Origin of the sequence: Paraburkholderia sp. BL17N1 (assembly GCF_003634175.1) — a bacterium.
In the GTDB taxonomy this organism is placed as follows: Bacteria; Pseudomonadota; Gammaproteobacteria; order Burkholderiales; family Burkholderiaceae; genus Paraburkholderia.
The window spans coordinates 3,416,689-3,433,506 of the sequence record NZ_RBIW01000001.1 but is presented as its reverse complement, the minus strand read 5'-3'; the positions used below and the strand labels follow the sequence as shown (position 1 = coordinate 3,433,506).

Genomic DNA, 16,818 nt, shown 5'->3' with positions numbered 1-16,818 from the left:
GCTTCACGCTCGCAACATCGTCTGTTCACACAGGTGGTCACGCGGTGTTGCGTCATCACCTTTCCTTGATTCGACTTGTCTCTCAGGTGATCCGCCTGCGCGCGCGCGCAACGTGCGCCTTGTCTCGTTTGCTCGTGACGTCGTCGAAATCGTCAAAGTCGTCGCGCCCGGGCGGTACACTGATCAGCCACAAGAGGATCAACGACAGGCCGCCGCCAAAACTCCAGCTCAGCCAATCCGAAGGCAGGATGAAAGGCATCAGCTTCCCTTGTATGTAGCCGCGCTGGCGGGCGACATCACCGCCGGCTTCTTCTTGTCCGTCATAGCCGGCGACGAAGCGCCATCCGATGATTTGTTGACCGGCGCGCCATCCAGAGAAATCGCCGGCTTGGGCTGCTGCTTTACGCCCGGCGGCGGCGCCGTCGGGGCCTGACGAATCTGCGCGAGCATTTGCGTGCACGGTAACGGCTTGTTGTTGCTCGGCGCGAGCAACGGAATCAGCGCGGCGAACGGATTGATCAGGCCGAGGCCGACCGCCGCGCCGCCGCGCAAGGCCAGTGCGGCCGCGTTCACGCCCACGTGCGGATCCTTGAAGGTGCCTTTCACGTAGAGCGGCGAGCGTAGCGAGAAAACACGGAAACCCTTGGTATGCGGATGCACGCCGAGGTCCATCGACTCGTCACGCAGATTCACGTTGCCGTCGATGTCGATCACGGCGTCATCCGTATCGAGCGCGAACACACGCGATTCCAGCACGCCGTTGGTCGCGACAAAGTCGGCGGCCGCGCAGTTGATTTTCACGTCGCGATTGCCGAACAGCTTTTCATACACGACGTTCGCCACGTTCAGCCCGGCCGCTTCCATCAGCAGACGGCTCACCGTGCCGTCCGTCACCAGCGCCTTGACTTCGCCGTTCGACGTTGCCGCGAGCGCCGCCGGCGAATTGCCCGTGGCGCTCAACGCGGCGTCGCCGTTGATTTCGCCAAGGGCGTTCTGCATCGTCTTGAAGTTCGGGAACAACTGCTTGAGCTTCAGATGCCGCGCCGAGGTTGCGAAGCGGCCCTTGAGCGGCGTCGCGCTGCCGTCCAGATGAATGTCCGAAGCGAGCGTGCCACCGGCCACGCCAAACTTCAACGGTTCGAGCGAAAGTACGCCGTCGGTCATCACCACGTGCGTGTACAGATCCGTGATCGGCAGATTCACGTCCTTGACGATGCGCCGGCCGGTGAACTTCACGTCGGCGTCGATCGCCTTCCAGCGGTCGGTGCGGAATTCTTCGACCGGCAGCGCCTTGTTGGACGGCTGCGCCGCCGCGTCGCCGCGCTTGGCCTTGCTGGCGTTCGAATCCGCGCCGATCACCGGCGCCAGATCGGAGAATTGCAGCAGATGCGACACGAGTTCGCCCTGCAGCAGCGGACGCGGTTCACGCGCCATATAGGTCAGCGAGCCGTTGATATCGCTGCCGCCGACCCGTCCTGTAAAATTTTCATACTTGAAGACGTTCCCCGTGGACTTGAACTGACCGACGAGCCGCCCTTCGGTTGCATAGGGCGGTGTGTCGGGCAGCGTCACGCCAGTCAGCGAATAGAGACGCGCCATGCTGTTGCCTTGCAGCCAGAGGCGCAGATCTACCGCGGCAAGATGCGCCGGATCGGTGATCGTGCCGACCAGGCCGACATGCAGATCGCCCGCCTTGACATCGGCTTGCACCGGGAACGGCCGGTTCGCGTCCTGCAGCGCGAGCACACCGCCGACCTTGCCGCTGCCCGACACCGGCGTTTTGTTGTAGGTCCCTTTGACGGTCCAGCCGATGGCGTACGGCGGGATTTCCTGCTTCGCACCGGCTTGCGTCTGCGCCTCGCTCGCGCCCGAAGCCGAGGCCGGCGCGGACGCCACGACTGCGCCGCTCGCGCCTGCAACGACTGCCTCGCTCGCGCCTTTCGAGCCGCCCGCGACCAGGCCGCCCGAGGCGCCCGTGGCCGCCGTGGTACCCGACGCGCTGATATCCGTCGACGACGCGCCGGAGGCAGCCGCCGCGGACGCCGCCGCGGCTTCCGACGCCGCTTGCGCATTCGCCTGCTGAGTCAGCTTGTTCGCACCCGACTTGCCAATGGTTTGCGCCGACGAACTGCGCGACGCCGCTTCCTGCTGCTTCATGGCTTCGCCGATCGGAATCGGCTGGCCGAGCGTGTCGATCGCCATCTGCAGATCGACCTTTTTCTGCTGATCGGACAGCGCGACATTGCCCTTGGCAAAGGCGATATCGTGCAGCTCGAGCTTCCATTCCGAAGGCGCGCTCGACGCCGCCAGCTTGAAGGTCCAGTTGTTGCGGCCGTCGAGCACCCGCTCGAGGTCGACCGAAGGATTCACGAGGTTGATGGTGGGAATGACGATATCGTGCGCGAGCAGCGGCAGCACCTTGACCTGGAAGTCGATCTCGTCGAGCGTGGCGAACTGCGGCTGCTTCGTCCAGTCCGGATTGCCCACGGTGATATTGGCCGCCGAGAAACGCGGCCACGGCACCCAGCCGCGCCAGCCGGTTTCGCCGACCGGATGCCGCCAGCCGACCTTCAGATCGCCGTTGATGGCGAACGGCCTGCCGATCGCTTGCGTGACCTTGTCGTTGATATAAGGCCGTGCCCGGTTCCAGTCGAAGGTCAGAATGAAAATAGTCAGCGCGACAATCAGAATGACGATAATCGCGAACAGCCACGCGATGATTTTTCCGATTCGCCGTCCTGTCGTGCTCGACACTGCCATTGAGAGGCTCCGCTAATTCTTTTACGTTGAGCAACGAGCAGCACGTTGCGTGCCCGATCATCGACCGCCGGCGCTTTATTAGCGCTTTATCAACGCTTTATCATGTCGAGCGCAGTTGCACCCACACACACGTTGCAGCGAGCCTCGACCTTACGCATCCCCCATTACAGATTCACACATGACCGATGTTCCATTAGTCCTCGCCGAAGGCATCGTCCGACGCGATGCCGTGCGCGGCCAGACCTTGCTGCAGGCGACCACCTTCGCTTTACAGGGCGGCGACCGTGTCGCGATCACCGGACCGTCCGGCTCGGGCAAGAGCGTGTTCCTGCGCGCCCTCGCGCTGCTCGATCCGCTCGATGCGGGACGCGTGATGTGGCATGGCGCGCCGGTGGAACGCGCCGCCATTCCGCGCTACCGGCGCAACGTCGCGTATATCCGGCAGCGGCCCGCGCTGCTCGACGGCAGCGTCGAAGACAATCTACGCTACCCGTTCGAGTTGCTCACGTATCGCGACGTGCGCTTCGATCGCGCACGCGCGGCGAGCCTCGCCGCTCAGGCCGGCCGCGGCGACGACTTTCTCGACAAGCGCGCAAGCGAGTTGTCCGGAGGCGAGGCGCAGATCGCCGCGCTGATTCGCGTGCTGCAACTCGCGCCCGAGGTTCTGTTACTCGACGAGCCGACTGCCTCGCTCGACCCGGAGTCGTCGCATGCGATCGAAGGACTGGTTCACGCATGGTTCGACGCCGATCCCGCTCGTCATGCGTCGATCTGGGTGTCCCACGATCCGGCGCAAGCCACGCGCATGAGCGCGCGGCATCTGACCATGCGCGCCGGCGTGCTCGACGAAACCGCGCGGACCGACGCACGGCCCGAGATGCCGCCCGCGCATCAGTACCACCAAGAGTCCGGCCAATGACACTGCAAAACCTGAGTCTGTGGGATGTCGCGATCGCCGCGTTGCTGATCGTCGTGAACGGTGCCGTCTCGGTGGCGCTCAAGCTCGATCTCGAACGCAAGCTCGCCTGGGCCGCCGTTCGCACCGTCGTGCAGTTGCTGGCGATCGGCTACGTGCTCGGCTGGGTCTTCCAGTACGACCGCTGGTACGTGGTGTTGCCGCTGATGATCGTGATGACGCTGATCGCCGGCTTCGCGGGCGCGCAGCGCGGCAACCGCACGTATCGCGGACAACGCGCGGACAGCGTGCTGTCGATCTGGGTCAGCTCGTGGCTGGTGGCCGCAGTCGGGCTGTTCGTCGTGATTCGCATTCACCCGTGGTACGAGCCGCAATATGCGATTCCGATTCTCGGCATGATCCTCGGCAATACGCTGACCGGCGTGTCGCTCGGCATCGAACGCATGACAGAGGAATTGACCGCGCGACGCGATCGCGTCGACATGGCGCTCGCGCTCGGCGCGACGCGTTGGGAAGCGGCACAGGCGCCTGCGCGCCAGGCGGTGCGGGCGGGCATGATGCCGACGCTCAATCAGATGGCCGTGGTCGGCGTGGTGAGCCTGCCCGGCATGATGACCGGCCAGGTGCTGGCCGGGCAATCGCCGTTGCAGGCGGTGCGCTATCAGATCGTGATCATGTTCCTGATCGCCGCGTCGTCAACGCTGGGGACCGTGGGCGCGGTGCTGCTCACCTACCGGCGGCTCTTTTCCGCCGAGCACCGGTTTCTGTCGGCGCGGCTCGTGGAGCGGACCGCGGCGCGGCGGTAAGCCGCGTTCCGGCCCACCGCTGTGCTGCCGTCACGCGCCGGACTCAACGCTTCGCGCTGATCGCGACTTCCGTGCCGTCGCTGAGCGTGAGCGTTTTCGTGCTGCCGTTCACCGGCATCGTGAAGCGCACGATCTGGCTGACGCTTACGTCGTTCGGACACTTGAGCGTTTTGCCGCCGCTCGTGACGGTTTTCACGCCCTTCGGCGTCTGCGCCTGGAAGCTCAGTTGTACGGTCGCCGTGCCGTCGCCGGCGACCACCGGCGCGAAACGGATCTGTGTCTGCCGGATCATCGCGCCATTGGTGTCGGTCGGTAGCGACGCATAGTTCGGGCACGCATCCGTCGCGGGAACCGGTCCGCCAGGCGGCACCGTCTTCCATGTGAAGTCGTCCGATTCGCCGGAGCGGATCGTGCGGGTTTCCTGCGAATTGCCGAACTGTTTCGACGTGACGCGTACCGTGTAGCGGATGGGACCGTCGAGGGCGGACTGGGACGTGACCGTGATCGGCGTGGCCGCGCGAGCCACCGGCACAAACATGCCAGGCGCGAGCGCGCATGCGAGAGAAGCGACAACTGAAACGGCGGAGAGTCTGAAGCTCATACTGTCACCTCGTTGTTGTGCCGCTGCGCGCCCGCTTCAGCGCTACTGCTCGCGCACCGCCTGGCTCGATGATGCCGGGCCGCGAGACACGCAACTGTTTTAGCATGCTGCCCTGCCAGTCTAACGCCAAGCGGCGCTGCGCGCGCTGCCTGCGAATCGGGTGTTAACCCGCTTGCGGCGACGCGTTTTCTGCGCGTATCGCGGCTTTGGCGCACGAAAGCGCAGGTCACGCCGCACTGCTGCTGCAGATCGACGCACCGGATAGCACAGTTTGATGTGCATCAAATGAACACGGCCGGCGCGCATTGCTGCGACGCCGGCCGTTTTCCGTTGCAACCCGCTTCAGGTAAAACGCTATTTACGCCTCGAAACCGGTCAGCACCAGTTTGCCGATCGCGCGCCCTTCTTCGAGCAGTTGATGCGCGCGACGCAGATTCGCGGCGTTGATCGTGCCGAGGCTCTGGCCGACGGTCGTGCGCAGCGTGCCCGCATCGACGAGACGCGCGACTTCCGTCAACAGCTTGTGCTGCTCGATCATGTCCGGCGTGCCGAACATGGAGCGCGTGAACATGAACTCCCAGTGAAAGGCGGCGCTCTTCGCCTTCAGCAGTTCGACCGGCACGGGCTGGCCGTTTTCCACGATCGTGCAGATGCTGCCTTGCGGCTTGACGACTTCCGCCGCGGCCGGGAAATTCTTGTCGGTGTCGTTGAACATCAACACGTAATCGACCTGGTCGATGCCGAGCTTTTTCAATTGCGCGGGCACGTCGCCGAAATGATCGACGATGTGATCCGCGCCCAGTTCCGTGGCCCATTTCGCCGATTCGGGCCGCGACGCGGTTGCGATCACCTTCAGCTTCGCGAGTTGCTTCGCCAGTTGGATGCCGACCGAGCCGACCCCGCCCGCGCCGCCGAAAATCAGCACGGTGCGGCCTTCGTCCGCGCCTTGCGGCGACACGCCCAGGCGGTCGAACAACGCTTCCCAGGCGGTGATCGCGGTCAGAGGCAACGCGGCCGCGTGAGTGAAATCGAGCGACGCCGGCTTGCGCCCGACGATCCGTTCATCGACCAGATGGAACTCGCTGTTGGCGCCCGGCCGCGTAATGCTGCCCGCGTAGAACACCGGATCGCCGACCTTGAACAGCGTAACGTCCGGGCCGACCGCGGCCACGGTGCCGGCGGCATCCCAGCCGAGGATGCGCGGCGTCTCTTCGAGCTTGTCTTTCGGTGCACGCACTTTGGCGTCCACCGGATTGACGGAAATCGCCTCGACCTTGACCAGCAGATCGCGACCGGCGGCTCCGGGTTTCGGGATCTCGACATCGACCAGGGCTTCCGCTTGATCGATCGGCAAATAGCGATAGAGACCGACGGCTTTCATACATGCTCCTGTGGGTTCAAATCAGAGTGAAAGGATCGCCATCTTTGCGAAAGCCCGGTGGTGCCGGTTGCGCGTCGGCGATTCCATTGGCGTCATCCTACGGCGGCCCTTATTCTTTTAAAACCGTCATAATGACTGAAACATTTTTTGGAATTTCAGAAGAATGAACTCGTCTCCTGTTCAGGTTTCGTCCGAGCGCACGCCGCCGGGCGACCGGGAGCGGCTCGATCTGCTCGACGTCGCCCTGTTCGTGCGCGCCGCGTTGCTGGCCAACGTGTCGGCGGCCGGACGCGAATTCGGTTTGTCCGCGGCGGTGGCCAGTTCCCGCATCGCGCAGCTCGAAAAGCTGCTCGGCGCGCGTTTGCTGCACCGGACCACTCGCCGCATCAGCCTCACGCAGGACGGTGAAGTCTTCATGACGCGCGCCGAAGCCCTGCTCGACGCGGCCGCCGCCGCGCGCGCCTCGGTGGGCCGGGCGCAGGCCGAGCCGCAGGGCCGTCTGCGCGTCTCGATGCCGTCTTCGTTCGGACGGCAGCACGTGTCGCCGGTAGTCAGCGAATTTCTGCGCCGCTATCCCGGCGTGAGCGTCGATTTGCGGCTCACCGATCAACTGGTCGATCTCGTCGATGCGGGTATCGACGTGGCGATCCGCGTCGGCGCGCTGAAGGATTCGTCGCTGGTGGCGCGGCGCCTCGCGGTGAACCGGCGGGTGCTGTGCGCCGCGCCCGCTTACCTTGCCGCGCGCGGTACGCCGCATCATCCTTCGGACCTCGCGGAGCACGAGTGCATGATTCTGTCGGACCAACGCGACTGGTCCTTCGTGACGCCGGCCGGCCCGCTCACGGTGCGCGTGAGCGGGCGCCTCGTCACGGACAACGGCGAAGTGATCCGCGACGCCCTGCTCGCTGGATTCGGCATCTCGCTCAAATCGACGTGGGACGTCGCGCCGTATTTGCGCAGCGGCGAACTGGTCAGCGTACTGGACAGCTATCCGCTCGCCGACAGCGTGGCAATCTGGGGCGTGTACCCGAGCCGTTCGTTCGTGCCGCCGAAGACGCTCGCCTTCATCGAATTTGTGGCGGCCCATTTCGGTGATCCGCCTTACTGGGACAGAGAGCCGGTTTGAGACCGAAGCGCCGGCGACGGCGCTCGAATCGACGCATGGTCAGTGCTTGTTGCCGCGTGCGCCGCCGGTTCCTTTGTCATCGGAGTTGACGTCCGTGTGCTCATCGTTCTGCGTCTTCTGCTGATACTCGCCGCCGCCGCGGCGGTCGGTATCTTTCAGACCGCGTTCGAGGTCGCGATGCGCCTGCTTGCCGACTTGGCGCGGGCCGTCCTCGTGCTGCGACTCCGGATTCTGATCGGCTTCATGAGGCAGAGGCGCGGCGGCTTCCTGCATCGATTGGGGCTGCTTTTTTGCATGCGGGTCCGCCTGCTTGTCGCCGTCGGACGATTGCGGTGAAGTCTTCATAGTCTTGCTCCTTGTCGTTCTGAATCGGGTCCGGCCGAGTTTATTGCGCATCGACCAGACGTTTTTTCATGGCTGCGGTGATGCGCTGACGCGTCTTCGCATAGTCCGCCCACGGGTCGCTTTTGAGGTCGGCGAGGCGTTCGTGCAGATTCTCGATGGTCCATTGATCGCCGCCCGTGCTGCCGGCGACCTCGTCCCACGCGAGCGGCACCGATACACCGAGGCCCGGACGCGCCCGCGCCGAGAATGCGGCGACCGTGCTGGAACCGCGGTTGTTGCGCAGATAGTCGACGAAGATTTTCTGCTTGCGGTTCTGCGCGCCCATCTTCGCGCTGAAGTACTTGGGCAGCGTTGCCGCCATGTGCTGGGCGACGGCTTGCGAGAAGTCTTTCACCTCGTCCCAGCCGGCCTGTTTCGCGAGCGGCACGACCACATGCAAGCCCTTGCCGCCGCTCGTCTTGCAGAACGACTTGAGACCGAGTTCCTCGAGCAGCGAACGCGTGAGTTGCGCGGCTTCGATCATGCGTTCCCAACCCAGGGATGCATCGGGGTCGAGGTCGAACACCACGCGGTCGGGCTTTTCGATATTCGACACGACGGCGTTCCACGTGTGAAATTCGACGGTGCCCATTTGCGCGGCGCCGACCAGCGCTTTGATGATATCGACGGTGATCAGCGGCGGATGCCCAGGATCGAGGCCCGGATGCTGCGTGACATTCGGAATCGACAGCTTCTGGCTGTGCTTCTGAAAAAACAGCTCGCCGCCGATGTCCTCGGGCGCACGCACCAGCGACACCGGACGGTCTTTCAGATGCGGCAGCATCCATTCGGCGACCGACTCGTAGTACTGCACGAGATCGATCTTGCGCGCGCCGCTGCTTTTGTCGATGACGCGGTCGGGATGTGAGATGCGGACGCCGGCGACTTCGGCGGGCGGCGCAGCGGTGTTTGTTTTTGCGGGTGCGGGTTTGGTGGCTTTGGTTTTGGTGGCCGCGGTTTTGGTTGCAGGGGATTTCGTTGCAGCGGATTTCGTTGCGGCGGTTTTTGCGGCACTGACCTTTGCGCCGGCTTTCTCTGCGTCGCGGTTTTTTACGCTGGCCTCATTCGCGTCCGCCGTTTTCGCATTGGCCTTCGATTTCGCCGAGCCGGTCTTCTCTTCACCGGAAGCGGCCACCGTGCTGGCGGAAGTTTCCCGCGCCGCACGTTTCTTCGGCGCGTCGTCGGAGATGGAATCGGTTTGCTGTTGCACGTCGGCTCCCTGGCGAGGTGTTTCCTTGACGATCTGGCGCGCCGGCTTGTCGTTGCGCAGACTCACGAACGACGCCTGACGCACGATGCCGTCACTCGTCCATTCCGCGAAATTGCATTCGGCTACGAGCACCGGTTCGACCCAATGCACGGGCGTGCGGCTGCGCTCGCGCGGCGCGGCCGCAAACGGCATGCGCTGGGTCGCGTGCGCGTCGAGTTCTTTCTTGACCGAGCGCAGCAGCGTCGCGTCGAAGCCGGTGCCCACACGCCCCGCGTAATTCAATTTGCCTTTGCTGTCGTAGACGCCGAGCAGCAGCGCGCCGAACGCCGCGCGGCTGCCGGACGGTTCCGAATAGCCGCCAATCACGAACTCCTGACGCCGGCGGCATTTCAACTTGATCCACGTCGACGAACGTCCCGACAGATAGCCGCTGTCGCGCCGCTTGCCGATGATGCCCTCCAGCGCCATATCACACGCGCTTCTGAGCAGGTCTTCCGCGCTGAAGTCGAAATTGTTCGAGAAGCGCAGCACGCTGTCATCGACGTCTTCCAGCAAGGCGCGCAGAATCGCGCGACGCTGTTCGAGCGGCACGCCGCGCAAGTCGTAGCCGTTCAGAAACGGTATATCGAACAGGTAGACGATGATGTCTTGTGGACGGTTCGCATCGAACGCGTTCTGCAGCGCCTGAAAATTCGGCACACCGTTCTGGTCCAGCACCACGGCTTCGCCGTCGAGCCACGCGCTTTCGATGCCGAGTTGTTCGAACGCCTTGACCTGTTTGCTGAACTTCGCGGTCCAGTCGTTGCCGGCGCGCGTGAACACCTTGATGCCGCCCGCCTTCGCGTCGCGATCGATTCGGGCCAGCACGCGGTAGCCGTCGAACTTGATTTCATACGACCATTCGTCGCCGGGCGGCGCAGCGTCGACTAGCGTCGCCAGTTGCGGCTTGAAGGTCGCGGGCAAGCGGGCTTTCACGGCGCCCTCGATCGAGGGCGCGGCGGCAAGTTCGCGCAGCGACTGTGCGTTGCGCGTCGCCACGATGTCCGGTCGCCGGGGATCGGCGTTGGATGAAGTGGCTTTCGCGCCAGTCTTGCCGGTTCGTTTCGCGGACGACGTCGTATCAGAAACGGCCGCAGTGGCTGCCGCAGTTTTGCGTGTGCCCCTGGTTGCCGCTGTTTTCGTCGTTTGCTTTCCGCCTTTGCCCGACGGAGCGCTGCCGCTGAGCACGCTGCCCGGACGCTTCTTCAGAATGTCGTAGTCGCTCTCATCGCGCGCTTCGTCGTCGCGTTCCTTGATCAGCAGCCATTGCTCCTTGTCGCCACTACCGCGCATATGGCTGCGCACCAGGGTCCAGCCGCCTCGCAGTTTCTCGCCGTGCAAATGGAATTTGAGTTTGCCGGCCGCGTAGGAACGCGCCGCTTCCGCCGCGCCGCCGACCGGTTCCCACGTGCCGCGATCCCACACGATCACGCTGCCAGCACCGTAGTTGCCCGGCGGGATTTCGCCTTCGAATGAACCGTATTCGACCGGATGATCCTCCACATGCACTGCCAGCCTTTTCACCGACGGATCGAGGCTCGGCCCTTTCGGCACCGCCCACGACAGGAGCGTGCCGTTCAGTTCGAGCCGGAAGTCGTAGTGCAAGCGCCGTGCGTCGTGCTCCTGAATCACGTATGAGAGCGCCTCGCCGGCTGCCTGGCCGGTGGCTTCCCGGCCGACTCGCTTGCGCTTTGCGCGCGTGCCCGCCGGCTCCGGCGTGTCGTCGAAGCGGCGCTTGCGGTTATAGAGATCGAGTCTGTCGTTCATGGCGATGACGTCGTCGTGGGTGGCTCAGGCGCGATGCCGACGATCAGGCCGCCGCGCGACGTTTGCGGGCCGCCGGCGTCGACGAGGTTTTAGTGCCCGCGCGGCCGCTGGTGCCACCGGCGCGCGTTGTTGTTTTACTCGCCGAGCGAGTCGTGCGCGGTTTCTTGCGGGCCGGCGTCTCGGCCTCGGTATCCGCATCCGCATCGGCCTCATCGCCGTCGTCGTCCGCGGCGCGCTTGCGGCCGCCCGCCGCCGGCTTGCTCTTGCCGCGCCCCAAGCTGCGCTTGAGCAGATCCGATAGATCGAGGATGTCGGCGGATTGACGCGACTCGTGCGGCGCTTCGACTTCGGTGATTTCCTCGGTCTTGCCCGCGCGAATCTTGCGATCGACCAGCGCCATGATGTCGTCGCGGAAGGTGTCGTGATACTGCGACGGATCCCACTTGTCGCTCATGTCGTCGATCAGCTTCTTCGCCATGTCGAGTTCGCGCGCGGATACGCCCGCCGCCTTCACACCATCGGCCGGCAGCTTGAATTCGTCGAAATCGCGCACCTCCGCGGCCCAGCGCAGCGTGTTCAGCGCCAGCACCGGACCCACTGGGATCAGCGCCGCCAGATGCTGCTTGTTGTGCAGCACCACGCTCGCCACGCCGATCTTGCCGGACGCCTTCATGGCTTCGCGCAGCAGCGCGTAGACCTTTTCGCCCTTGCGGTCGGGCGTGAGGAAATAAGGTGTGTCGAGGTAAAGAAAGGAGATATCCGGGGCGTCGACGAACGCCAGAATATCGACCGTTTGCGTCGACTCGGGGTTCGCCGAGCGGATCTCGTCGTCGGAAAGCACGACGTACTTGTCCTTCTCGTACTCGAAGCCGCGCACGATGTTATCGCGCGTCACATCCTTGCCGGTGCGCTTGTTGATCTGCTTGTAGCCGATCGGATCGATCGTGCGCTTATCCAGCAGATTGAAGCCGACTTTCTCGGACTGCGTCGCCGGATATAACTGCACCGGCACGTGAACGAGGCCGAAGCTGATTGCGCCTTTCCAGATCATGTGTGCCATCGTGCGTTCCCCTGGGCCTAAGACCTGACACGAAGCAGCAAGCGTGCCACGGCTTTGCGGGCAGCGCCGGCGCGCGGCGCGGTACGGCGGGCGCCGGCACAGGCTGTAAGTCTTGCGTCAGCACGGCAAAAGCTACGCCGTGCGGCTGGCGGCCGGTACAAGTTCCAGCGGCACTTCGGCGAAGCCGCGAAAGCGGACGCGTCCGCCGCGCGTCGGCTCGCCATCGAGGCGATAGTCGGGAAAACGCCGCACGAAGCGGCCGATCGCGATGCGCGCCTCGAGCCGCGCGAGCGACAAGCCGGCGCACTGATGGATGCCGAAGCCGAATGCCAGATGCCGGTTCGGATCGCGGCGAATGTCGAAGCGGTCCGGATCCGTGAACTGCTCCGGGTCGCGATTGGCCGCGCCGATGCACAGCGTGACCGGCGTGCCGCGCGCCACCGCGATGCCGCCGATCTCCGTGTCGACGGTCGCCATGCGGTTGCCGAGCTGATTCGAACTCTCGAAGCGCAGACACTCCTCCACCGCGGATTCGATCAGCGACGGCTCGTGCAGCAGCGCCGCGCGCTGCTCGGGCCACTGCGTCAACGTGACGAGGCCGTTGCCGATCAGATTGGTGGTTGTCTCATGGCCGGCGTTCAGAATGAAAATACAGTTCTGCAGCAACTCCGCTTCCGATAACTGCTCGCCGCCCTCCTCGCCCTGAATCAGACGCGTCAGCACGTCATGCTGCGGGTCGCCCGGCGCGCGCCGGCGCCGCGCGACCAGATCGCGCAGATAGCCGACGAATTCGTCCACCGCGCGATTGCCGCGTTCGAACTGCGCTTCGGTCAGCGACGGCTCGAGCGCGCCGAGAATTGCGAGCGACCAGTCACGCAACGGCTCGCGCTCCGCGTGCGGCACATCCAGCAGATTGCCGATGATCTCGACCGGAATCGCCGACGCGAACTCGCCGATGAGATCGATCCGGCCGCGTGCGGCGGCGGCATCGAGCAAGCCGTCTACGAGGCGTACCAGCCCGGGTTCCATCGCCGCGATGGCGCGCGCCGTCAGCGCTCCGGCGATCAGCTTGCGCACGCGCGTGTGGCGCGGCGGGTCGTTGAAGACCAGACTCGTGGTGTGATGCGCATAGAGCGGCGAGTCGCCGTACTTCGGCTTGAATTCGACGGTCTTGTCGGAGCTGAAGGTTTTCGCGTCGCGATACACGGCCTGCACGTCGCGAAACCGCGTCAGAAATAGCGAGCCGTCCGGCATGCGCTTGACCGGTTCGTGAGTGCGCAATGCGTGATAGACCGGATAGGGATCGGCGTGAAAAGCGGGATCGAGGTGGCGCAAGTCGAAGTCGCGCGCAAGAGTGGATGCGTCGCTGGCGGTCGCCGGGGGCATGCGTGTCTCCGTAGTGGTGCGCCTCGTCATGGATGCCGGTGCGTTCAAGTGGCGGACGTTGCACGCCGCGAAGAGGCGGATGCGACGGTCGGTGCGCGCAGCGGCTGCGGGGCGTCGTTCGATGCGCCAGTATGAACTGGGCGCCGCAGGATTGCACGGTGTGCTGCGAGATGAAGCGTGGCGTGGCGTTTCCTGCGGATGCCAAAAGTGCCGTGCACTGCGAGGCCTGGCGCTCCGCTACCGATTGCCGAAGGCGTGGTGCGATGCGAGAGGCGGCGCGGCGTTCCCCGCGGATTGCCAAAGGCGCGCGGCTGTCCCGCTCTCCGGGCGGATCGCCAGCGGCAACGCCAACCGGCGAACCGTTACAATAGCGGGATTTTCCGCGCGCACCGCGCGCCGTCCTTTTCCGCGTTACTGCGTCGTCGTCCATGAACCTCGTCATTCAAAGCCCCGCGCCCCTTTCCGCCGACCATCACAAAGCACTCGTCGCGCTGGCGCGCGGTTCGCACGCCAGCGTCGTCGACGCGAACGCGATTCGCATTGCGGACGCCGACATCGCCCAGCGCGCCGACCTCGACGTCTATTGCGGCACCCATCAACTGGACTACGCGTTTGTCGAAGCTGGCCGCCAGTTGCGCGACTTCGGGCTAGTGGCGATGGACATGGATTCGACACTGATCACGATCGAATGTATCGATGAGATTGCGGACTTCTGCGGACTGAAAGCGGAAGTCGCCGCGATCACCGAAGCCTCGATGCGCGGCGAAATCAAGGACTTCAACGAAAGCCTGACGCGCCGCGTGGCGCTGCTCGAAGGCCTTGACGCAAGCGCACTGGAACGTGTGTACGAAGAGCGGCTGCAACTCTCGCCGGGAGCCGAGCGCATGCTGGCTGGCGCGAAGGCGGCCGGGTTGAAAACGCTGCTGGTGTCGGGCGGATTCAACTTCTTCACCGAGAAACTGAAGGCACGTCTGGGCCTTGATTTCACTCGCGCCAACACGCTTGAAATCGTGGATGGCAAACTGACCGGCAAGGTGGTCGGCGAGATTGTCAATGCCGATGTCAAAGCACGCACGCTGCGCGAAACATGCGTGCAACTGGGCATTGAAACGAGCCGCGCCATTGCCATGGGCGATGGCTCCAACGATCTGAAAATGATGGCCGAAGCCGGGCTCTCCGTTGCGTTCCGTGCGAAGCCGGTGGTGCGTGAAGCGGCTAGCGTGGCGTTCAACTTTGTCGGATTGGATGGGTTGCTGCGGCTGTTCTGACGCCGGTTGGATGCGCTGGCCGATGCACTGTCGGCCAGCGCCGGCAATGATGTCATTTTTTCAGAACGTCCACTGCGATTAACGCCAGCATGCTGGCGAAATCGACGACACCGATGATCCCACACCACTTCAGAAAGCGCGCGTAGTTTTCCTCTACTGTCAGCCACATTGTCATTTTTTTCACGAATGCCTCCTTTGAGAAGACAAGTATAAATGCTGCACTATCTAAAAAATCTATCTCAGGTGCACATGTAGGAATGCCAATATAAAGGCAGCGCCGCAAGCGAAGAGGATTGACATAGCTATCTCCATGCGCGAGAAAGCTCCATCAGCAAATGGTTTGTTTCGCGGCGACGCCTTAGTCCTGGTCCGTTCGTAATGCGTGTTGACCAGACCCGACATCACGAGGCTGGAACAGGTAAATGCCGCCACGCACAATCCGGCTGCGTAGTACGCCAGAACCGGCGCCTCCGCACTGCCGCGCGCCAGCGCCGTCACCACTTCATATAACGCCGACGCGCACAAGCCGATCGCACACCAGAACAGTTGGCCGTCTTTCACCGAGCCGGCAATCAACGCCTTTGCGACGTGCCAGCCGTGCGCGGGCGCGACGAGCACTAGCGTAGAGATCGGGCCGATGATCGGCACGCCGAGATTCAGCAACACCCAGAAGAAAAGATTCATCGAAGCTCACCATAGTGCGGCAACCGTAAGTTGGGATGCGCACCATCGTAGCGTCGAGACCGCATGCCGAACATTCGGCCGAATGGTTAGGCTTACTGGCTATCTTGACAAGAAAAAAGCCCACCGGGAACATGTCCCGATGGGCCCGCTCTTCCTGCCGAAAAACGTCGTTGGGCGTTTAACCCAGCGCGGCCAGAGACTGCTCCATATCCGCACGCAAATCCGCCTCGGCTTCGAGGCCGATATAGAAGCGCACCAAGGTCCCGCTGTGCGGCCACTGCCCTGCCGTACGCATCGACGCGACGTCGTATGGCATCGCGAGACTGTGTGCGCCACCCCAACTCCAGCCGAGCGAGAACAGTTCGAGCGACTCGCAAAACGTATCAATTTGCGCCGCGCTGTAGCGGCCGTCGAACACAACGGAGAAAAGGCCGCCCGCGCCCGTGAAGTCGCGCTTGTAAAACTCATGCCCCGGACAGTCGGAGAGCGCCGGGTGCAACACCGCGGCAATTTCCGGCCGCGTCTTCAGCCATTTGGCCAGGCCGAGCGCCGAGCGGTCATGCTGCTCGAAGCGCAGTTGCATGGTCGGCAGGCTGCGCAGAATCAGCGAGCAGTCGTCCGACGAGACGCCAATGCCCATGCGCATGCGCGCCGCCTTCAGCTTCAGATGCAGTTCGCGATCGACGGTGATCGTCGCGCCCATCAGCACGTCGCCGCCGCCCGATTGATACTTGGTGAGCGCCTGCACCGAGATGTCGACGCCGTGATCGAACGGCCGGAAACCGAGCCCCGCCGACCACGTGTTGTCGATCGCAGTGACGACGTTGCGCGCGTGCGCCGCCGCGGTGATGGCGGGCACGTCGGCTACTTCCATGGTCACCGAGCCGGGTGCTTCGAGCCAGATCAGGCGCGTATTCGGTTGGATCAGCGCGGCGATTCCCGCGCCGATCATCGGATCGTAGTAGCGCACGGTGATGCCGAAATCGCGCGCCAGCCAGTCGCCGTGATCGCGATTCGGCGAATAGACGTTATCGGGAATCAGCACATCGTCGCCGGCCTTGACGAGGCCGAAGTACACGTTCGAGATCGACGACAGCCCCGACGGCTGCAGCAACGCATGATTGCCGCCCTCGATGGTGGCGAGGCGCTGCGCGAGCGCGAGCGAAGTCGGCGTGGCATGCAGCCCGTAGCGCCATTGCGCATCGTTTTTCCAGTCAAGTGCGCGCATGGTCGCGAGATCGGGGAACACGACCGTCGACGCCCGCGTGACCGGCATCGAGAACGATTCGAAGCCCGGCGTGAGCTGGTCCTCGGCACGTACGATGCGGGTTTGCAGTTCGCGTTGGAGTTTGGATTGGGTCATGGTGAATTCTGGTGAGAAGCAGACGGAAACGGAGGGCGCGCGGTGTCAGGGCGCGCGCCGCCCACGC

Annotated in this window: 15 protein-coding genes; 4 read left to right on the top strand and 11 right to left on the bottom strand. The window is 64.0% G+C overall.

The window, feature by feature from the left end:
• Positions 1–82: 82 nt before the first annotated feature.
• Both B0G82_RS39710 and B0G82_RS15520 read right to left on the bottom strand, forming a co-directional pair.
• Positions 83–259: a hypothetical protein gene (locus B0G82_RS39710; protein WP_158608148.1), complete on the bottom strand. Its 177-nt coding sequence runs from the start codon at positions 257–259 to the stop codon at positions 83–85.
• A complete protein-coding gene (locus tag B0G82_RS15520; RefSeq protein ID WP_121307869.1) occupies positions 259–2,760 on the bottom strand; it encodes an AsmA family protein in 2,502 nt (833 codons plus the stop codon). Before B0G82_RS15520 ends, B0G82_RS39710 begins: the two co-directional genes overlap by 1 nt.
• 178 nt (positions 2,761–2,938) lie before the next feature.
• Here B0G82_RS15520 and B0G82_RS15515 point away from each other — a divergent pair, with 178 nt between their 5' ends.
• Both B0G82_RS15515 and fetB read left to right on the top strand, forming a co-directional pair.
• Positions 2,939–3,679 (top strand): ATP-binding cassette domain-containing protein, encoded by a 741-nt coding sequence (locus B0G82_RS15515; RefSeq protein ID WP_121307868.1) that lies wholly within the window; start codon positions 2,939–2,941, stop codon positions 3,677–3,679.
• On the top strand, positions 3,676–4,482 hold the full coding sequence (gene fetB / locus B0G82_RS15510) for an iron export ABC transporter permease subunit FetB (RefSeq protein ID WP_116141180.1): 807 nt from the start codon (positions 3,676–3,678) through the stop codon (positions 4,480–4,482). Before B0G82_RS15515 ends, fetB begins: the two co-directional genes overlap by 4 nt.
• A 43-nt stretch (positions 4,483–4,525) precedes the next feature.
• On the opposite strand, the gene B0G82_RS15505 is transcribed toward fetB, so the two are convergent.
• Entirely contained in the window at positions 4,526–5,083 is a 558-nt protein-coding gene (locus B0G82_RS15505; RefSeq protein ID WP_116116868.1) for a DUF6013 family protein, read from the bottom strand.
• A gap of 358 nt (positions 5,084–5,441) precedes the next feature.
• Complete coding sequence (locus B0G82_RS15500; protein ID WP_121307867.1) at positions 5,442–6,464, bottom strand: zinc-binding alcohol dehydrogenase family protein; 1,023 nt, start codon at positions 6,462–6,464, stop codon at positions 5,442–5,444.
• 163 nt (positions 6,465–6,627) lie between these two features.
• Here B0G82_RS15500 and B0G82_RS15495 point away from each other — a divergent pair, with 163 nt between their 5' ends.
• The gene (locus B0G82_RS15495; RefSeq protein WP_121307866.1) at positions 6,628–7,590 is read left to right on the top strand and encodes a LysR family transcriptional regulator; all 963 of its coding nucleotides are present in this window, start codon (positions 6,628–6,630) and stop codon (positions 7,588–7,590) included.
• 39 nt (positions 7,591–7,629) lie between these two features.
• Here the strand turns inward: B0G82_RS15495 and B0G82_RS15490 are convergent, their stop codons facing one another.
• The 4 genes from B0G82_RS15490 to B0G82_RS15475 form a co-directional block, all read right to left on the bottom strand.
• On the bottom strand, positions 7,630–7,935 hold the full coding sequence (locus tag B0G82_RS15490) for a hypothetical protein (protein WP_121307865.1): 306 nt from the start codon (positions 7,933–7,935) through the stop codon (positions 7,630–7,632).
• A 40-nt stretch (positions 7,936–7,975) separates the two neighbouring features.
• The gene (gene ligD, locus B0G82_RS15485) at positions 7,976–10,990 is read right to left on the bottom strand and encodes a DNA ligase D (RefSeq protein ID WP_121307864.1); all 3,015 of its coding nucleotides are present in this window, start codon (positions 10,988–10,990) and stop codon (positions 7,976–7,978) included.
• A gap of 43 nt (positions 10,991–11,033) precedes the next feature.
• Positions 11,034–12,050, bottom strand: a complete 1,017-nt coding sequence (locus B0G82_RS15480) for a Ku protein (protein WP_121307863.1) — start codon at positions 12,048–12,050, stop codon at positions 11,034–11,036.
• A 132-nt stretch (positions 12,051–12,182) separates the two neighbouring features.
• Positions 12,183–13,436, bottom strand: coding sequence for a cytochrome P450 (locus B0G82_RS15475; RefSeq protein WP_121307862.1), 1,254 nt, complete (start codon positions 13,434–13,436; stop codon positions 12,183–12,185).
• Between the two features lie 428 nt (positions 13,437–13,864).
• Between B0G82_RS15475 and serB the strand changes: the two genes are divergently transcribed.
• Positions 13,865–14,704, top strand: a complete 840-nt coding sequence (gene serB, locus B0G82_RS15470) for a phosphoserine phosphatase SerB (RefSeq protein ID WP_121307861.1) — start codon at positions 13,865–13,867, stop codon at positions 14,702–14,704.
• Positions 14,705–14,756: 52 nt separating this feature from the next.
• On the opposite strand, the gene B0G82_RS41085 is transcribed toward serB, so the two are convergent.
• The 3 genes from B0G82_RS41085 to B0G82_RS15460 form a co-directional block, all read right to left on the bottom strand.
• On the bottom strand, positions 14,757–14,888 hold the full coding sequence (locus B0G82_RS41085) for a hypothetical protein (protein ID WP_258193421.1): 132 nt from the start codon (positions 14,886–14,888) through the stop codon (positions 14,757–14,759).
• A 50-nt stretch (positions 14,889–14,938) separates the two neighbouring features.
• Entirely contained in the window at positions 14,939–15,388 is a 450-nt protein-coding gene (locus B0G82_RS15465; RefSeq protein WP_121307860.1) for a hypothetical protein, read from the bottom strand.
• Positions 15,389–15,566: 178 nt separating this feature from the next.
• Complete coding sequence (locus B0G82_RS15460; RefSeq protein WP_121307859.1) at positions 15,567–16,751, bottom strand: cystathionine beta-lyase; 1,185 nt, start codon at positions 16,749–16,751, stop codon at positions 15,567–15,569.
• Positions 16,752–16,818 lie beyond the last annotated feature (67 nt).